Consider the following 17794-nt stretch of genomic DNA (forward strand, 5'->3'; position numbering starts at 1 on the left):
TTATGCTCAAACGCATCTTCGTTGCTTTTGTTATTTTATTTGTGCTACTGCTTGTAGGTAGCACGATGTTGCTTACCAGTAGCCAATTTAGCACTGTGGTAAATACTTTTTTACCAAAAGAGTGGCAAATTTCGGTTGAAAAAGGTGGTTTTCAACTTCAGCAAGAAGGTGCATCTCTTCCTCAGTTCACGCTTCGTTATCAGGCATGTTCACTTGCCACAGTAGAGGATATACAGCTGAATTGGGGGATCTCGAAAAAATTAACCGCAGAACGAGTGTCTTTGGATTACAGCTGCCTGATGAATATGCCAACTTCAGACACAAAACAAGAGACGTTTTCACTTAATCCTATTTTGGCACTATTGCCTGAAAGCGAAGTGATGGTTAAATCGCTTGTATGGAAAAATGTTCCTGAAGATCTAAATCCTCGATTAAAGCAACTCTTGAATGAATCCACACAGCTAAATGTGGCGTATACGCAAAACATTTTAGCGGCTAAAGTGATGCAACAAGCGGTTCAATTTGATGGAAAATTTGCTAATAACCAATTAAGCGGTAATCTTTTTTATCAACCTTCCGGTGAAGAAAAGCATAATCTATTATTTTCTACCCAGCTTGGCGATAATTTGCTTGCCATGCCAAAACAATTTGAAGGCGATTACCATTGGCAGCTGCCTAAAACCTTAATCAGCAATGAAGAATTGCGAGCAGGAAGTGTCTTGCTTAATTGGACTCCCAATGAAGAAAATGCGTTAGTCGGGACGCTCGCATTTACGTCAGAAAAACAGCCTAAAAATACCTTAAAGCTACCGTTTAAATTTGACTTCAATGCTTTGGATATTTACCAAGGGAAATTTAATTGGGAATGGCTAAAAGATTTTCCTATCAATGGTTCAACCACGGCAACGATTACGCCGAAAAATTTACTCAAGGGCGAGATTTTCCCTATTCAGACACAATTTAGGGCTAACTTTTTCTCCCACGATAAACATACCTTAAGTATTGCAACCACAAAAGGCGTGATTAAAAGCCCTCATGAATTTGATTTGCCGTTTACGTTATCAGGCTATGTAAAATACAATTCGTTTCGTTTGTTTAGTCAAGCAACAATTCAGGCAAATGAAAAAGGAATGCAATTTTCGCCGAAGTCAATGTTCCATATTATCAGCGGTAAAGAGCGTTTACTCACGATAAAAGAATTGACGATTCCGTTAGGTAATATCCGCTTTGATCGCTATGGGGTAACTGGGCGTTTCCAAGCGAGTTTTAAAGGCGAAACGCCGGACTTCCAAGACATTGATTTACATTTAGATGGCTCTGCAAATCATTTCAAAATGGGGCTGCTGGACTTTTTCGATAACTATGCCGGAAAATCTCATCAGCAAGATTTATGGCAATGGCGGTTATCGGGGAATGCACATTTAAAAGCGCTCAATAGTAAAATTGCCTTAGACGGAAAAGGGCAGTGGCATTCAAATTTGGTTCAAATTAGCCAGTTAAACGGCAAGATGGCACAGGTAAAACATAAAAGTATTTTTATTCCTCAAACCGAATTGCGTTTAACATCGCCGGTTAAATTTGCCTATGAAAAATGGCATTTAATGGGTGGTGCTGAGATTATTTCACCCGAAATTCAATTTAATTATGGTGGAAAATTATTACGTCCAAGTACTAAATTGAATTTTGATGGAGAAATTGAAAAATTACGTTTTAACGGGCAAATTCAAGCTGGAAAAGTTGGTCCGATACAACTTTCTGCACAACGTCATTTAAATGAAAAATCCTCACGAAGTTCTTTCCAAGGGCAACTTCGCTGGGATAAACAATCGGCAAATGTTTTCCAACCGTTAATTCCGCCAAGACGTAATTGGATAATCAAAGCCGGCACAGTAAGCGGATATACTGATTTTCATACCTTAGCCACAGAGGAAGGCGGATTAGTTGCAAGCGGTCAAATTTCCATTAAAAATGGCGGATTGTCATTACCTAATGGTGAAATTAACGGCATTGAATTCACTTTGCCTTATGCGTTAGATCGCGGACAATTTAAATTTGGAGAAAAGCAACCAATTGCCGTCACCATTGCAGAAATGAATTTGGGATTACCCATTTATGATATTCATCTGAATATAGATGGTTATTACCCTTATTCTGCTTCAAAACCGCTTAATTTAAGTAAGCTGACGATGCAATTATTGGGCGGGAACCTAATGGTGGAGCGTTTGTCTTTACCACAGCGAGAACCGGCTTACTTAAAATTAGAGAATATTGATTTTGAGCAGATAATGTCGCTCATGCAATATCAACAAATTGATTTAAAAGGGCGGGCAAGTGCGGTATTACCATTTTGGTTAAATGGCGATCCTTGTTATATTTGTGATGGTTTATTAACGCAATCAGCCACTTCTAATTTAAAAATTTCGCCAGAACTGATGGCGGCAATCTCAAAAAGTAGTGGTTATTCAGAACAAATTTTGTTGTATCTCCTAAATGATACACGGATCAATGATTTACGTAGTTTAATCAACGTTGGCAAACAAGGCGATATGGTGTTAGATGCTAAACTTAAGCTCCAACTTAACCAACAAGAGAAAGCAAAAGTGAATTTTAATTACAACCATAAAGAAAACATTTTTCATTTATGGCATTTAATCAATACCGGTTCTTATGTTGAACAGGGTATTGAAAATAATCTTTATCAAAAACTGGATAATAAAAAATGAAACCATTGATTTTATTTGCAATGTTAATCCTAAATTTAACCGCTTGTACGCCTAAAATTCAGTTAGAAACACCGGCAGAAGGGATTACAATCAATATGAATGTGGTTGTTGATCATAAAATTGAGGTCAAAATGGATGAGCAATCAAGGGCTGTGATTACAACAAGCGAGAATTTAGAAGAGCAAGCAGAATAAAAATGCTTCCCCTCATAAGCAAGGGGAAGCATTTTAATTAAAAGTAACCATTTGATGATTTTTAAACGTTTGGTAGAGATCTTCTAATTTTTCGCCCTGTGGCAAGATCAATTCTGGCGATAAATCATAGAGCGGTACAATTACAAATTCACGGTTTTTCATTTCAATATGCGGCACGATTAAACGCTCATTTTGAATTTGCTCATTGCCATAAAGGAGAAGATCTAAATCAAGCGTTCTTTCTCCCCATCTCCGTAAGCGAACACGCCCTTGCTGATTTTCAATTTGTTGTAATCGATCAAGTAAATCTAAAGCGGCTAGATCTGTTTTAAACTTAGCAACCGCATTAACGTAATCCGGCTGATCTTGAGGGCCTAATGGTTTTGAGCCATAAAAAGGGCTTACCTCAAAATCAATTGCAAATGTTTTTAACGATTCAACCGCTTGTTTTAGTTGTTCTAACGGATTATCAAGATTTGAGCCGAGAGCAACGTAAACTGTTTTTAATGTCATACTCATCTCTTTTTATTCCGCTTTATTGCTGGTTTTTTTCTTACGGCGAAAGGTTTTACGGCGGCGTTTTTTCTTCTCTTCATCTGCTACATGTGGTAATTTTTTAACCGCTTGTAACATTTCTGCACGTTGTTGATCGTTGCTAAATTGGAATTCATGCCACCAAGCCGACAGCTCAACGAGATCGCCCCCTTCAATTTCTGCACGCATAACCAGTAAATCGAAACCGGCTCGGAATTTTTGTGCCTCTAACGTTTGTAAAGGACGTTTTCCTGTGCGGCGAGTCATTTGAAATTGAAGTGCCCAGATTTCACGAATTACCCCTGTATGACGGCGGTGTAATGCCACCGATTTACAGCTTTCATCTAAAATATCGTTGGCGGCTAACATCATCGAATCGTGGTTATTTAAGCCACCTTCGTTTTTAAGCTCATCAATTTTTTCACGTAATGGATACCAGAAAAGCGCCGCAAATAAGAATGCCGGATTAACCGGTAATTTATCTCGAATACGCTCATCAGTTGAGGTTAGCGCTTTGGTAATCATACGCTCTGCATTTGAATCTTGCTTTTCAGTAAAAAACGGCATAAGTACCGGGAAAAGCGGTTCAAATAACGCATATTCACGCAATAATTGATAAGTTTTTAACCCTGCACCGGATTGCAATAATTTTAACGATTCATCAAATAAACGTGCCGCAGGGATCATTTTCAGTAATGGTGCCATTTCTTTGATCGGATCAGCTGTCGCACGATCTAAGAACATATCTAATTTTGCCATAAAGCGGATGGCACGTAACATACGTACCGGATCTTCCTGATAACGCTGAACAGGGTTACCGAGTAAGCGTAATTTGCCTGCGTTTAAATCTTCCAATCCATTGAAAAAATCGTAGATTAAGTTATGGCGAGGGTCGTAGTAAAATGCATTAACGGAAAAATCTCGGCGTTCGGCATCTTCACGCATGGTGCCGTAAACATTATCACGTAAAAGCATACCGGCATCGCTGATTTTAGAGATTTTGTCATTGGTATGATTTTCATGACCTGCACGGAAAGTGGCAACTTCATAGATTTCACGTCCAAAGACAATATGTGCCAAACGGAATCGGCGACCGACTAAACGGCACTGACGACCAAAAATCTTTTGCACTTCTTCCGGACGAGCATTGGTTGAAATATCAAAGTCTTTCGGTTTTTTACCTAGCAGTAAATCACGGACACATCCCCCGACAATGTAGGCTTCATATCCTGCTTTGTGGAGTTTTTCAACGATAGATAATGCTTGCTTTGGAAAATCTTTTGTCGTGATTTGGTGATGTGCGGCATTGATCGTAAATTTTTTATGTAGGATATGCGAAGGAACTTGCTCTTGTGCTCGTTTGTTTTTAGCACGAGACGCTCGTTCAGATGAAACCTGTGCTGAACGAGTAGGACGGTTATCTATTTTCTTTTCTTGTTGAATGGCATTAACATCAGAAGATGTTTTACCTTTTTTAGAACGAGAAAAAAAGGATTTAAGATAATTAAAAATAATTCACCTCAATCTGGTATTACAAGTAAATAACGGAGAATGTTCAATCACTCTCCGTTGCTTTTGATTATAAACCCATTTGTTTCTCGCGGATTTCAGCGAGAGTTTTACAGTCGATACATAAATCTGCTGTTGGACGAGCTTCTAAGCGTTTTAGACCAATCTCAACGCCACAGGTTTCACAGTAGCCGTATTCATCTTCTGAGATTTTATGAAGCGTTTGTTCAATTTTCTTTAATAATTTACGTTCACGATCACGGTTACGTAATTCTAAACTGAACTCTTCTTCTTGAGTTGCACGGTCTGCCGGATCTGCAAAGTTTGCTACTTCTTCTTGCATTTGGCTCTTCGTGCGTTCAGCTTCTTCCATGATTTGCGCATGCCACGCTTTAAGAATTTTAGTGAAGTGCTCTTTTTGCGCTTCATTCATATATTCTTCGTTTTTCTTTAATTCGTAAGGTTTAACACCAGCTAATGCTAATAAACCTAAAGACGTGGTGTTTGCCACTGCCATAGTACACTCCTGTTGTTGGAATTATTCCCATAAATGGATTCGAGAGTCAAAAATAATTCGGGGATATTTTAAGGTCGCTATTGATATCAGAACTTATCCCGTTTGGCAAATACTTTTTTGAAAAATTGAATTTATTTACGATGAAAAATAAAACAAAATGGAGAATCCTTCTCCATTTTGCAATACTTTCTTATTTTGTGACCGCTTGCTGCCACGTTGCTAACCAATTGCGAATAACATCACTATTGGGCTGTTGGTTATCTAATATGTTGATTTTAGGCAATGCACTCAATTTCGGGTCTAAATCGCCTGAAATCACGGGTTTCATAATATTCGCTTTAGCAATAATTTTTTGTGATTCCGGTTTATGTAAGAAGCGTAAAAATTGTTGCGCAAGTGCTTTTTGTGAACTGCTTTTTAAAATAGCGGCTAATTCTACTTGGACTAAATGCCCTTCTTCAAAAATCGCCGCCACATTTTTGTCATCATTTTCATACCATTGATGATAAAGCGGAGAGGTTGTATAGCTTAACACTAAATCCGCTTCGCCTTTTAAATAAGCTCCATAAGTTTCAGACCAACCTTTGCCAATAGTCACGGTATGTTTGGCTAATTTTTTCCAAAACTCTGAAATGTTGCCTTTTGAGGAGAGGGCTTGATTTACCCACACTAAAAAACCACGTCCTACGGTGCTGGTTCTTGGATCTTGATAAATAACTCTTAAGTCTTGGCGCTCCATCAGCTCTTTTAAGGAGGTTGGTGGATTTTTTAATTTTTCTTTATTGTAGATAAAGGCATACTCCCCGTAATCGTAAGGATAGAACGTATGACTTTTCCACATAAACGGGAGCGATAAATCTTGAGTTGTGAGGTCATTTTCTGCAAATAACCCACTTTTTTCTGCTTCAGGTTGGGTAAAGTTATCAATACCGACAACCACATCTGCTTTCGTTTTATTGCCTTCTAAACGGACACGGTTTAGCATGGTAACGCCGTTTTCAAAAGGGAGAAAGCGAACATCACATTCACAATCTTTTTCAAATAATTTTTCTAATTCGGCTGCCGGCCCATATTTAGAAGCGAAGGAATCGTAGGTGTAAACATTTAATACAGGCTTTTCAGCAAAAGCAGAAAGAGAGGTGGTGAGAGCAGAGAGTGCGATAATAAATTTTGTTGGTTTCATTTTATAGCCCTTTGTTTGATGCAAAGGATTTCGGGAAGAATATGATGATCTTCTCAAATCCCTACGCTGATATTAGTCAGTTCAGGTTCTACGGATTGATAATTGCTATCTCTCAGCCTTCAAATAAGGCACTCCGATGAGAACGTTGGGATTTTATGCAAAAAAAAAGAGAAATTCAACCGCTTGCAAACGTTTGCTTTTTTCAAAAAAATCGTTATACTATCGCCCTAGTCCAAACACAGGAACTAGAAATGAATCTTCATACATTAACTCCATATACTTTTTCTCAGCTACACTTCAATCTACGAGGTGTAGCTCTTTTTTTATTCATTTCTATTGTTATTTTTTAATTAAAGATCGCTTTATTGAAGCGGTTTTTTTTCGCCTAAATTTTACAAGAGGATAGCAAATAATGAGCCAGTTGATTCGTACCCTAAAAGGACATATTCGTGATGAAATTATCAAAAAAGGCGGTTGGGTAAATGCACACGCACATGCCGACCGTGCTTTTACAATGACGCCAGAAAAGATCACGATATACCAAAATGCGAATCTGCAACAAAAGTGGGACTTGGTTGATGAAGTAAAACGTCAATCAACCGTTGATGATTATTACCGCCGCTTTAGCCAAGCGATTGAACTGATGATCTCACAAGGGGTTACTGCATTCGGGACCTTCGTTGATATTGATGGCGTTTGTGAAGACCGTGCGATTATCGCCGCACACAAAGCACGTGAGGTTTACAAAAGCGATATTATTTTAAAATTCGCTAACCAAACCTTAAAAGGTGTGATTGAGCCGACGGCAAAAAAATGGTTCGATATCGGTTCTGAAATGGTTGATATGATTGGTGGCTTACCATACCGTGATGAATTGGATTACGGCAAAGGCTTAGAAGCGATGGATATTCTTATGGATAAAGCAAAATCGCTTGGCAAAATGTTGCACGTTCACGTGGATCAATTTAACACACCAAAAGAAAAAGAGACCGAACAACTTTGTGATAAAGCGATTGAACACGGTATGCAAGGGCGAGTGGTGGCTATTCACGGGATTTCAATCGGGGCGCATCCAAAAGAGTATCGCAAAATGCTTTATCAAAAAATGCGTGATAGCCAAATGATGGTAATTGCTTGCCCAATGGCGTGGATTGACAGTGGTCGTAAGGAAGATTTACAGCCATTCCACAACGCTCTAACACCGGCAGATGAGCTTATTCCTGAAGGCATTACCGTGGCGATTGGCACAGATAACATTTGTGATTATATGGTGCCATTATGTGAAGGCGATATGTGGCAAGAGCTTAGCTTACTTTCTGCAGGTTGCCGTTTCACAAATTTAGAAGAAATGTCTAATATCGCAAGTATCAATGGGCGTAAAGTTCTCGGGCTTCTGTAAAGCTATGATGTAAATACAAACTCCAAACTTTAAAAAGACTACGTAGGGGCGGGGTTTATCCCCGCCCGTAAACGCTCTCTGATGATTAGGGTGGGGATAAACCCCACCCCTACAAATGAAATTAAATATTTATGTCATAAAAACATAATATTTACAAATTGTCTTAAAAATTAGACCGCTTATTCGTTATTCTCTCCAAATCCCACCGATTTTCCGTTATAATCCCAAAGATTTTTTCAAAATAAAACCTATTTCAGATTTAAAGGATAATTTTATGATGCGTTCTCATTATTGCGGTGCGTTAAACCGTTCGCACGTTGGTCAAGCGGTTACATTAAGCGGTTGGGTACACCGTGTACGTAACCTTGGTCGTTTTATTTTTATGCAAATTCGTGACCGTGAAGGAATTGTACAAGTTTTCTTTGATGAAAAAGATGAAGCCATTTTTAAAGTCGCTTCTGCATTACGTTCAGAAGCTTGCGTGCAAATCCAAGGTGAAGTGATTGCTCGTGATGAAGCACAAATCAATAAAGAGATGGCAACGGGCGAAATTGAAGTGCTGGTAAAAAATGTTTTGGTTTATAACAATGCCGATGTTTTACCGCTCGACTTCAACCAAAATAATACCGAAGAACAGCGTTTAAAATACCGTTATTTAGATTTACGCCGTCCTGAAATGGCAGAAAAATTAAAAACACGTGCCAAAATTACCAGCTTTGTGCGCCGTTTTATGGACGATCACGGCTTCCTTGATATTGAAACGCCAATGCTTACTAAAGCAACGCCTGAAGGTGCTCGTGACTACTTAGTGCCAAGCCGTGTGCATAAAGGTAAATTTTATGCCTTGCCACAATCGCCTCAGTTGTTCAAACAATTGCTGATGATGTCAGGCTTTGACCGTTACTATCAAATCGTAAAATGTTTCCGTGATGAAGATTTACGTGCAGATCGCCAGCCTGAATTTACCCAAATCGATGTGGAAACTTCATTTATGACTGCAGAAGAAGTCCGTGCGGTAATGGAAGAGATGATTCACGGTTTATGGTTAGATCGCTTAAATGTCGATTTAGGTAAATTCCCAATGATGACGTGGCAAGAAGCGATGGATCGTTTTGGTTCAGATAAACCGGACTTACGTAACCCATTAGAATTAGTGGATGTTGCCGATATTCTGAAAAATGTTGAATTTAAAGTGTTCAATGAACCGGCAAATTCTCCAGATGGACGTGTAACCGTATTAAGAGTGCCAAATGGTGCAACCTTAACCCGTAAACAAATTGATGAATACACTCAATTTGTCGGCATTTACGGTGCAAAAGGCTTAGCGTGGGCGAAAATTAACGATGTGAATGCAGGTATGGAAGGTATCCAAAGCCCTGTGGCAAAATTCTTAAATGAAGAGGTGTTTAACGCGTTAATTGAGCGTACATCGGCACAAAGTGGCGATATTCTTTTCTTCGGTGCAGACAAATGGCAAGTCGTTACCGACTCAATGGGTGCATTGCGCTTAAAAGTGGGGCGTGATTTAGGCTTAACCGACTTAACGGCGTGGAAACCATTATGGGTGGTTGATTTCCCTATGTTTGAACGTGATGATGAAGGTAATTTATCGGCAATGCACCATCCGTTTACCTCTCCAAAAGGATTATCGCCGGAAGAACTAGCGGCAGATCCGGTCAAAGCGGTCGCAAATGCTTATGATATGGTTATCAACGGCTACGAAGTGGGCGGCGGTTCAGTACGTATTTTTGATCCGAAAATGCAACAAACCGTGTTCAATATTTTAGGCATTAACGAAGAAGAACAAGCGGAGAAATTTGGCTTCTTATTAGACGCATTAAAATTTGGTACACCGCCACACGCAGGTCTTGCGTTCGGTTTAGATCGTTTAACGATGTTGATTACCGGTACAGAAAATATCCGTGATGTGATTGCCTTCCCTAAAACAACAGCGGCAGCGTGCTTAATGACAGAAGCACCGAGTTATGCAAATCCGCAAGCGTTGGAAGAGTTAGCGATTGCAGTAACAGCAAAAGAATAAATCAGTTTAGTAAATGCGGTCAGATGACCGCATTTTTTTATCGCTTAATTTTGGAAAATAAAGATGAATAAAACCATTTACCTTGCTTCAAATAGTCCTCGAAGATGGGAAATCTTACAACAATTAGGATTAAATCTTTTAAGAATTGAAGGGGAAATTGATGAAACCCCTTACGAAAATGAAGAAGCAAAAAGCTACTGTTTACGGATTGCCGAAGCAAAAAATAAAGCCGCACAAGCGGTTCATTTTACTCAAAATCTTGCAGATTATCCTATTTTAACAGCCGATACGACCGTTTCTATTCATAACCAAATTTTGGGAAAACCGAAAGATAAAGACGATGCTTATCGTATGCTTAAATTGCTTTCAGGGAAAACGCATCAGGTTTTTACTGCCGTTTGTGTCAGCTACCAAGGTAAACAATTTTCAGTGCTTCAAACCAGTGATGTCACATTTAAAACGCTCACAGATCAAGAAATTCACGCTTATATTGAAACCAAAGAGCCTATGGATAAAGCAGGCGCTTATGGTATTCAAGGATTAGGTGGGATTTTTGTTCAGCATTTATCAGGTAGCTTTACAGGCGTAATGGGATTACCGGTTGCAGAAACGGCAGAGTTGCTCAGACAATATAATTTAAATCTTTTGATAAAATAAAAATCTTGATCTACTTCTCAAAAATAACTTTTACTAATACACATTTTATTTATCTTTTTATAAGATAAAAATAAATACTAGTATATGAGAGAAGATATGATTTATTACGCCCATTCCGTTGAAAACCAACCCGAATCCCAATGGCAAACCTTAAGCAACCATCTTTCCCAAGTTGGCGAGATGGCGGCGGGATTTGCCGCTGTTTTTGGAGCGCAGGAAACCGCCCGATATACCGGGCAGCTGCACGATTTGGGCAAATATACGGAAGCGTTTGATAAACGGTTGCACGGAGGTCCTTCTGTTGACCACGCCACCGCAGGTGCGAAAATTGCGATAGAACGGTTCGGCGACAAGGCAGGTAAGTTGATGGCGTTCTGCATTGCTGGCCACCATGCCGGTTTGGCTAACGGCGATGGCGAGGGCGATAACCGCCGCACTTTGACGCAACGCCTTGCCTTGTCTTTCGGCATAGACATTCCCAAGCTTGATCCTGTTTGGCAGCAGGAAATCACCCTGCCGGAAAAGCTGCCCGCACCGCCCTTGAAGGCCGACGCTCATCACAAATGGTTTTTCTATGCCTTCTTTACCCGCATGCTGTATTCTTGCCTGGTGGATGCCGATTTTCTCGATACCGAGGCCTTTTATGTTTCCCGTTCCGTTGAAAAAAACACCATACAACGCGGCGGCCATCCCGATTTAAACGCCTTGCAACAGCGCTTCAACGTCTTTATCGAATCTTTCAGACGGCCTACCGAACAGGCGGCGACCGAAGCCGAACAACGCCGCGCCGAGCTTAACCGCCTGCGCAGCAACATTCTCGACCATGCCGTCGCCCAAGCCGGCGAGGCACCCGGCCTGTTTACCCTTACCGTGCCCACCGGTGGCGGCAAAACCTTCACTTCGATGGCATTTGCTTTGGAACACGCCAAGCGTTACGGTATGCGGCGCGTGATTTACATCATCCCCTTTACCAGCATCATCGAGCAAAACGCCGCCGAGTTTCGCAAGGCCTTCGGCGATTTGGGCGAAGCCGCCGTGTTGGAACACCACAGCACCTTCGACGACAGCAAGCTCAAAAACCAGCACAGCAAAGACAAGCTGCGTCAAGCCTCCGAAAACTGGGATATGCCCGTGGTGGTAACCACCGCCGTGCAGTTTTTCGAATCGCTGTTTGCCGACCGCTCCTCGCGCTGCCGCAAGCTGCACAATATCGCCGGCAGCGTGATTATCCTCGACGAAGCGCAAATGCTGCCGCTCAATCTGCTGCTGCCCGTGATGCAGGCCATCAAAGAGCTGGCGCGAAACTACCGTTGCAGCGTGGTAATGTGCACCGCCACCCAGCCCGCCGTACAGGCCGAACACGGCTTTTACCGCGGCTTTGAAAATGTGCGCGAAATCGCCCCGAATCCGACCGCACTTTTTGAGCAACTGCGCCGAACCACCGTGCAGCACATCGGCCTGCAAACCGATGTCGACCTGTTGGAAAAGCTCGGGCAACACCGGCAAATGCTCATCATCGTCAACAACCGCCGCCACGCCCGCAGCCTGTATGACAGCGCCAAACAGCTTGACGGCGTGTTCCACCTCACCACCCTGATGTGCGCCAAACACCGCAGCCAAATGCTGGAAACCATCCGAGGCCGTCTGAAAAACGGCGAACCCTGCCGCGTGATTGCCACTTCTTTAATCGAAGCGGGCGTCGATGTCGATTTCCCGCTGGTGATGCGCGCCGAAGCCGGGTTGGATTCCGTCGCCCAAGCCGCCGGACGCTGCAACCGCGAAGGCAAAAGGCTGCCTGAAGAGAGCTTTGTTTGGATATTCCAGCCCGAAGCGCAATGGAAAGCTCCTGCCGAACTCGGGCTGCTCTCCGGCGTGATGCGCTCCGTAGTGCGGCAGTATGCTAGCGATTTACTGTCTGTGGAGGCTATCGCCAGTTACTTTAGCGAAGTCTACCAACTCAAAGGCGCTGAGCTGGACCAGCGCCGAATTCTCGCCATGCACCACAACGCAGGCAGCAGTCTCAACTTCCCCTTCCAAACCATCGCGGCAAAGTTCCGCATGATCGAAACCCATATGCAGCCGCTCATCATCCCGTTCGACGATGAGGCAGAACGCCTGATCGACGGCCTGCGCCACGCCGACCAGATCGGCGGACTGTTGCGCAAACTCCAGTACTACACAGTGCAAATCCCCGAAAGTGTGCTAGACGCCTTGCTGAAAGCCGGACGCATTGAAGCCATCAACGAACACACTTTCGGCAAGCAGTTTTACAGCCTAATCGGGCTGGATTTGTATGATGAAGTGGCGGGGTTTTCTTGGGAGGATAGTAACTTTATTCATTCTGAGAATTTTGTTTTTTAATTGATGTGTAGTGTTTTTTATAAAATAGGAGTATTGAAAGTGAATGAAAAGATTAATGTTATTAAAGTTCGTGATGACTATGAACCAATAAAATTTGAGCCAATAGATGGCTCGGAAAAATTTAAAGTTTGTGAAAATCAAAAATCCTCATGGACTGATGGAGAGTTTAGCAGCAAAGATTTACGCAGCAGAATTGAGCCTTGGCTTACTTCACTTTTCCAATCTGAACATCTTTCCTTGCTCATAGGTTCAGGATTAACTCACGCAGTACACTACTTAGCAGCAGGAAGAGGTGCTGCAGGAATGTCTGCTTTGAGTTTAAGTAACTATGAAGATGAAATAAATAATAAAGCAAAAGAATCTGCAAACAAGACGGGTCGAAAAGAAGGTAATTTGGAAGATCAGCTTCGTGTTGCGAATGAATTACTGCGTGGATTGGAAATTTTAGGTGATTTAAAGGCTGATAGTTTACGTAATGAATTAAATAAAGGAATGACAAACTTTTCCCAATCAATTTTAAATAGTGAAAACGGTATTGCAACAGCTAGTGATGAAAAACGAGAAGCGGCGTTTAATGCCTTAGTTACTTTTCTGATGAGTTTTGCCAGCCGAATTGGTGTGCGCGATCGTTTAAATATTTTCACAACAAACTATGATCGTTTGATTGAAGCAGGAGCTGAAATTGCAGGTTTGCATTTATTAGATAGATTTCTGGGAAATCTTATGCCGATTTTCCGTTCTTCGCGTTTAGATCTAGATATGCACTACAACCCACCTGGAATACGAGGAGAGCCAAGATATTTGGAAGGTGTTGCTCGCTATACAAAATTACATGGTTCTGTAGATTGGGTGCAGACAGATCGAGATATACGTCGTATTGGGTTGCCATTTGGTGCAACTGATATTACTCCTTTCTTACAAGCTCCAAGTTTGAACGGTGCAACCGCTAATGAGTTAATGATTTATCCAAATGCGGCTAAAGATAGGGAAACAGCAGGTTATCCTTATGTGGAATTATTTCGAGATTTTGCATCTGCTGTTTGTCGTCCAAATAGTGTATTGGTAACTTATGGATACAGTTTTGGAGATGAACACATTAATCGGGTCATTCGCGATATGCTGACCATTCCTTCAACGCATTTAGTTGTCATTTCTTATGATGATCCACTTGGTCGTATTATGCAAACTTACGAAGAGATGGGAAGACCTTCTCAAATTAGTTTGATGATTGGAGCAGAATTGGCTGATTTAACTAAGCTGACACAAAATTATCTACCAAAGGCAGCGATTGATAAAACGACATTTCGAATGAGTGAATTGTTAAAGCAGCGTATGGGGGCAGTTCAATCAGAAAAAGAACAAATCAACCAAGAAGATAATAATGATTTGGTATAGGGAGATTTATCATGAGTTTATCACCTTTAGCTTATACTGATTCTTTGCGTATTGGTACGATTGATTTTGTATCACCTGATGAAATTAAAGTGCTGTTGGATATAGAAGCGCCTGATGGCGTTGCTCTCAATACTGGTACGCCTCGCCCCTTTCCTCGTATTAACGGTTATGTGCTTATTCCAAGTGACGCTGGTTACTTGGTTGCACAAGTAGAGTGGATTACGATTGAACGTTCTCAATATCCGAAGCGTAAAGGAGTGCAGGATTTTGGCTTAATGGACTTACCTTATCCATTAAGAAAAATGAGCTTAAATCCGTTGGGTTGTTTATTTTATGCGGATAGAAGTTCGGACGGCAAAGAAAATTATCGCTTTCAGCGAGGTGTTGAGAGTTATCCAACCGTTGGTGCGCCTGTATTGTTACCAACGCAGGCTCAACTTAAAGCCATTGTTGAATCGGGTGATAACCGTTCTGTTTTGATTGGTCATAGTCCATTGGCGGCTAATGCTGAGGTAATGATAGATCCAGACAGGATTTTTGGTCGTCATTTGGCGGTTTTAGGAAATACAGGTAGCGGAAAATCTTGCTCTGTTGCGGGGCTGATTCGTTGGTCTTTAGACGCAGCAAAACAAAATAAAGGTTCGGATCCCAATGCTCGTTTTATTGTGCTTGATCCGAATGGCGAATATGCGAATACTTTTCGAGATATGGGGCAAGTTCGGGTATATGCAGTTGAGCCAATTGAAGAAATTGAGCAATTGCAGATCCCTTTGTGGTTTTGGAATAGTGCTGAATGGAGTGCTTTTACTCAGGCAAGTGGTAAAACTCAGCGTCCAACATTAATTCAGGCTTTAAGATCGGTTCGTGATGGTGCATTAAATACAGTTGCTACACCTAGTTATGAGATGCGTCGTTATTTACGTCTTGAATTGTCAAACCAAGTGCAACGATTTTTTGAAGTAAACTTCATAAGGTGTTTTCCAACCTAAACATTTACGTGGTCGTAAATTCAGTTTATTGATCACCTGTTGAATATCAACTTCGCTCCACTGATTGATGTCTTGGTGCTTCGGAAAGTATTCACGAAGTAACCCATTTGTATTTTCATTCGTTCCCCGTGTCCACGGTTGATGCGGCTCGGGGAAGTAAAATTCTACACCCAGTGCTTCTGTTACCAAACGATGTTGGGCAAATTCTTTACCACGGTCTGGCGTAATTGACCGCAATATATGTGAATCCAGCAATTCAATCATGGCTTTTTGGACTGCTTCGGCTTTTTTGGCAGGAATTTTCTTCACCAACTCAAAACGACTTTTGCGTTCCGTCAGCGTCAGCAAACAAGCTCCACCCGCTTTACCCAGTACGGTATCGGCTTCCCAATGTCCAAAGCGACTGCGATTTTGCGCCGAAATGGGACGGTCGTTCAAATGGTTGGATATCTGAATTTTGCCACGTTTTTCATGATGATTTTTTGTATGCCGTGTTTTGCCTTTGTGGCGCAGTTTGCGACTGGCTTTGCGTTCGCCTATATCAAACAACCCTGAATAAATACCACGATAAATGGTTGAATAACTAATGGATAATTCAGATTTTTCCAATTTTAATCGTGCGCTGATTTGTTCGGGCGACCAGTTTTCTGTCAGAAACTTTTCTTGCACCAAATTGAAATATTCAGGCTGCTCTAATTTGCGCTGTGCTTTGCTATTTTGACGATGCTTCAAATAGCTGTTTTGTGCGTTCGTTGCACTGTAGCTTTCTAGAGCGTGTCGTTTCAGCTCGCGAGAAATGGTGCTGGAGCTACGTCCCAGTGCTTTGGCAATTTCTGCTTGTTTTTTGCCCTGTGCGAGTAAAATCATTATCTTTTCTCGCTCGTTTATTGTAAGATGTCGGTAGGAAGTACTCATCATTTGGAAGTGGTTTTTGTGTGGAAACAAAATTATATTCTAGTTGATGAGTACTTCTTTTTTTGTTGCACTTGGATTGTAAATTCAGCGTACATTAGTTAGTATTACACAATTAGAGCGTAATGCAGGATCTCCTTGGGGGAAATTTCCTGCGCCCAAAAACTTTTTTGAAAAAATAAAAATATGGCAGGAAGGATTAGCTGAACAAGATTCTTTTACTGATGAAGAGAAAAGCGTACTACAATCTATTCAGGATAAAATTGCTAATTTTGTTAGCAATCGTAGCGGGCAATATCCAACTTATGAATTTACACGCAATGAAATTAACGAATTTTTAAATTTATTGCAAACAGCGCATTCCACATTTGGCGGGAGTGATAATGATATTTTACCTATTGATGCTGATATACCGCGTCCATTTACAGGAGAGGAATTCTTACGTAGTGTTGAAGCCAATGCTGAATTATTAAATGTTTCTGAATATGTAGAAACCATGCTTATGCGTATTCGTACATTGCTTTCAGATAGCCGCATGAAAATAGTTTCAAACCATCAAGAAGCATTTACATTAGATGAATGGCTAACCCATTATATTGGTGGAAACCAAGCAGAAAATGGTCTTGTTACCGTTATAGATCTTTCTTTGGTTCCTGCCGAAGTTATTCATTTGATTACAGCGGTGATTGCTCGTATGACCTTGGAGGCTTTACAACGTTACCGAAAACTCAATCAGGGGAAGACTCTACCAACGGTTTTGGTAATGGAAGAGGCTCATACATTTATTAAACGATATAAAGATGATGTAGAAAATCAAAGCTCAGCAACAATTTGTTGCCAAGTTTTTGAAAAGATTGCGAGAGAAGGTCGTAAATTCGGATTAGGTTTGGTTTTATCTTCGCAGCGCCCAAGTGAACTTTCCCCGACGGTACTTTCGCAGTGCAACAGCTTTCTTTTGCATAGGATTAGCAATGATAGGGATCAGGAATTGGTGCATAAGTTAGTACCTGATAATCTTCATGGCTTATTGCGTGATTTGCCTTCACTCCCTTCTCGCCATGCAATTTTATTAGGGTGGGCATCGGAATTACCTATTCTAGTAAAGATGAGAGATTTGCCGGAACAGCATAGACCGAAATCTGATGACCCAGACTTCTGGGCTGTATGGTCTGGGCAATCAGAACGAGAAGTTAATTGGAGAGCAATTGCAGATGATTGGCAGCAAGTTAATGAAGCAGATATTGATGATTAATGAAACTGTTTCTGAATTTGTTTTTTATAAAGTACGGTCAATTTCCCAACAGTTTTGTAAACTTCCAAGCAAATCCGACCGCTTGTATGCCATCTGAAAATCAAAAAGCAGCAGAGCAATTAAAAACG

The 17794-nt window shown here is 41.2% G+C and carries 14 protein-coding genes and 1 riboswitch; of the genes, 9 read left to right on the plus strand and 5 right to left on the minus strand.

The annotated features are described in order from the left end of the window. Positions 1-2: 2 nt before the first annotated feature. Together DDU33_RS05660 and DDU33_RS05665 are read left to right on the plus strand one after the other, a co-directional pair. Positions 3-2723 carry an intermembrane phospholipid transport protein YdbH family protein gene (locus DDU33_RS05660; RefSeq protein ID WP_108923661.1) on the plus strand — a complete coding sequence of 907 codons (2721 nt, stop codon included), beginning with the start codon at positions 3-5 and terminating at the stop codon, positions 2721-2723. Further along, on the plus strand, positions 2720-2917 hold the full coding sequence (locus tag DDU33_RS05665) for a YnbE family lipoprotein (protein WP_005820011.1): 198 nt from the start codon (positions 2720-2722) through the stop codon (positions 2915-2917). The genes DDU33_RS05660 and DDU33_RS05665 overlap by 4 nt, the downstream gene beginning before the upstream one ends. A 33-nt stretch (positions 2918-2950) precedes the next feature. Here DDU33_RS05665 and folK read toward each other — a convergent pair whose 3' ends face one another. From folK to thiB, 4 genes are all read right to left on the minus strand, one after another. Further along, positions 2951-3430 carry a 2-amino-4-hydroxy-6-hydroxymethyldihydropteridine diphosphokinase gene (folK, locus tag DDU33_RS05670; protein ID WP_005820009.1) on the minus strand — a complete coding sequence of 160 codons (480 nt, stop codon included), beginning with the start codon at positions 3428-3430 and terminating at the stop codon, positions 2951-2953. Positions 3431-3442: 12 nt separating this feature from the next. Next, positions 3443-4966 (minus strand): polynucleotide adenylyltransferase PcnB, encoded by a 1524-nt coding sequence (gene pcnB, locus DDU33_RS05675; protein ID WP_420807413.1) that lies wholly within the window; start codon positions 4964-4966, stop codon positions 3443-3445. A 64-nt stretch (positions 4967-5030) separates the two neighbouring features. Next, positions 5031-5477, minus strand: a complete 447-nt coding sequence (dksA, locus tag DDU33_RS05680) for an RNA polymerase-binding protein DksA (protein WP_005820006.1) — start codon at positions 5475-5477, stop codon at positions 5031-5033. A gap of 190 nt (positions 5478-5667) precedes the next feature. Continuing rightward, on the minus strand, positions 5668-6660 hold the full coding sequence (gene thiB, locus DDU33_RS05685) for a thiamine ABC transporter substrate binding subunit (protein WP_108923665.1): 993 nt from the start codon (positions 6658-6660) through the stop codon (positions 5668-5670). 40 nt (positions 6661-6700) lie between these two features. After that, a riboswitch (TPP riboswitch) is annotated at positions 6701-6806 on the minus strand. 266 nt (positions 6807-7072) lie between these two features. Between thiB and DDU33_RS05695 the strand changes: the two genes are divergently transcribed. The 6 genes from DDU33_RS05695 to DDU33_RS05720 all read left to right on the plus strand — a co-directional run bounded on the left by DDU33_RS05695 (position 7073) and on the right by DDU33_RS05720 (position 15502). Further along, positions 7073-8059: an amidohydrolase family protein gene (locus DDU33_RS05695; protein WP_005821970.1), complete on the plus strand. Its 987-nt coding sequence runs from the start codon at positions 7073-7075 to the stop codon at positions 8057-8059. Between the two features lie 274 nt (positions 8060-8333). Continuing rightward, a complete protein-coding gene (aspS, locus tag DDU33_RS05700) occupies positions 8334-10100 on the plus strand; it encodes an aspartate--tRNA ligase (RefSeq protein ID WP_108923667.1) in 1767 nt (588 codons plus the stop codon). A gap of 63 nt (positions 10101-10163) precedes the next feature. Then, positions 10164-10757 carry a Maf family protein gene (locus DDU33_RS05705; RefSeq protein WP_108923669.1) on the plus strand — a complete coding sequence of 198 codons (594 nt, stop codon included), beginning with the start codon at positions 10164-10166 and terminating at the stop codon, positions 10755-10757. A gap of 96 nt (positions 10758-10853) precedes the next feature. Beyond that, positions 10854-13118 carry a CRISPR-associated helicase Cas3' gene (cas3, locus tag DDU33_RS05710; protein WP_420807407.1) on the plus strand — a complete coding sequence of 755 codons (2265 nt, stop codon included), beginning with the start codon at positions 10854-10856 and terminating at the stop codon, positions 13116-13118. 39 nt (positions 13119-13157) lie between these two features. Further along, on the plus strand, positions 13158-14513 hold the full coding sequence (locus tag DDU33_RS05715; RefSeq protein WP_244175301.1) for an SIR2 family protein: 1356 nt from the start codon (positions 13158-13160) through the stop codon (positions 14511-14513). Positions 14514-14524: 11 nt separating this feature from the next. Further along, entirely contained in the window at positions 14525-15502 is a 978-nt protein-coding gene (locus tag DDU33_RS05720) for a helicase HerA domain-containing protein (protein ID WP_208620288.1), read from the plus strand. Here the strand turns inward: DDU33_RS05720 and DDU33_RS05725 are convergent. Further along, entirely contained in the window at positions 15446-16420 is a 975-nt protein-coding gene (locus DDU33_RS05725) for an IS30-like element ISApl1 family transposase (RefSeq protein ID WP_012478345.1), read from the minus strand. The genes DDU33_RS05720 and DDU33_RS05725 overlap by 57 nt on opposite strands. Before the next feature lie 340 nt (positions 16421-16760). On the opposite strand from DDU33_RS05725, the gene DDU33_RS05730 reads away from it, so the two are divergent. After that, a complete protein-coding gene (locus DDU33_RS05730; RefSeq protein ID WP_208620289.1) occupies positions 16761-17666 on the plus strand; it encodes an ATP-binding protein in 906 nt (301 codons plus the stop codon). Positions 17667-17794: the final 128 nt, after the last annotated feature.

It is taken from the genome of Actinobacillus porcitonsillarum (assembly GCF_003101015.1).
Lineage (GTDB): Bacteria > Pseudomonadota > Gammaproteobacteria > Enterobacterales > Pasteurellaceae > Haemophilus_A > Haemophilus_A porcitonsillarum.

Excerpts from the sequence above, each read along its gene's own strand:
- DDU33_RS05660 (WP_108923661.1), top strand. The coding sequence starts at position 3 with ATGCTCAAACGCATCTTCGTTGCTTTTGTTATTTTATTTGTGCTACTG.
- DDU33_RS05665 (WP_005820011.1), top strand. The coding sequence starts at position 2,720 with ATGAAACCATTGATTTTATTTGCAATGTTAATCCTAAATTTAACCGCT.
- folK (WP_005820009.1), bottom strand. The coding sequence starts at position 3,430 with ATGACATTAAAAACAGTTTACGTTGCTCTCGGCTCAAATCTTGATAAT.
- dksA (WP_005820006.1), bottom strand. The coding sequence starts at position 5,477 with ATGGCAGTGGCAAACACCACGTCTTTAGGTTTATTAGCATTAGCTGGT.
- thiB (WP_108923665.1), bottom strand. The coding sequence starts at position 6,660 with ATGAAACCAACAAAATTTATTATCGCACTCTCTGCTCTCACCACCTCT.
- DDU33_RS05695 (WP_005821970.1), top strand. The coding sequence starts at position 7,073 with ATGAGCCAGTTGATTCGTACCCTAAAAGGACATATTCGTGATGAAATT.
- aspS (WP_108923667.1), top strand. The coding sequence starts at position 8,334 with ATGATGCGTTCTCATTATTGCGGTGCGTTAAACCGTTCGCACGTTGGT.
- DDU33_RS05705 (WP_108923669.1), top strand. The coding sequence starts at position 10,164 with ATGAATAAAACCATTTACCTTGCTTCAAATAGTCCTCGAAGATGGGAA.
- cas3 (WP_420807407.1), top strand. The coding sequence starts at position 10,854 with ATGATTTATTACGCCCATTCCGTTGAAAACCAACCCGAATCCCAATGG.
- DDU33_RS05720 (WP_208620288.1), top strand. The coding sequence starts at position 14,525 with ATGAGTTTATCACCTTTAGCTTATACTGATTCTTTGCGTATTGGTACG.
- DDU33_RS05725 (WP_012478345.1), bottom strand. The coding sequence starts at position 16,420 with ATGATGAGTACTTCCTACCGACATCTTACAATAAACGAGCGAGAAAAG.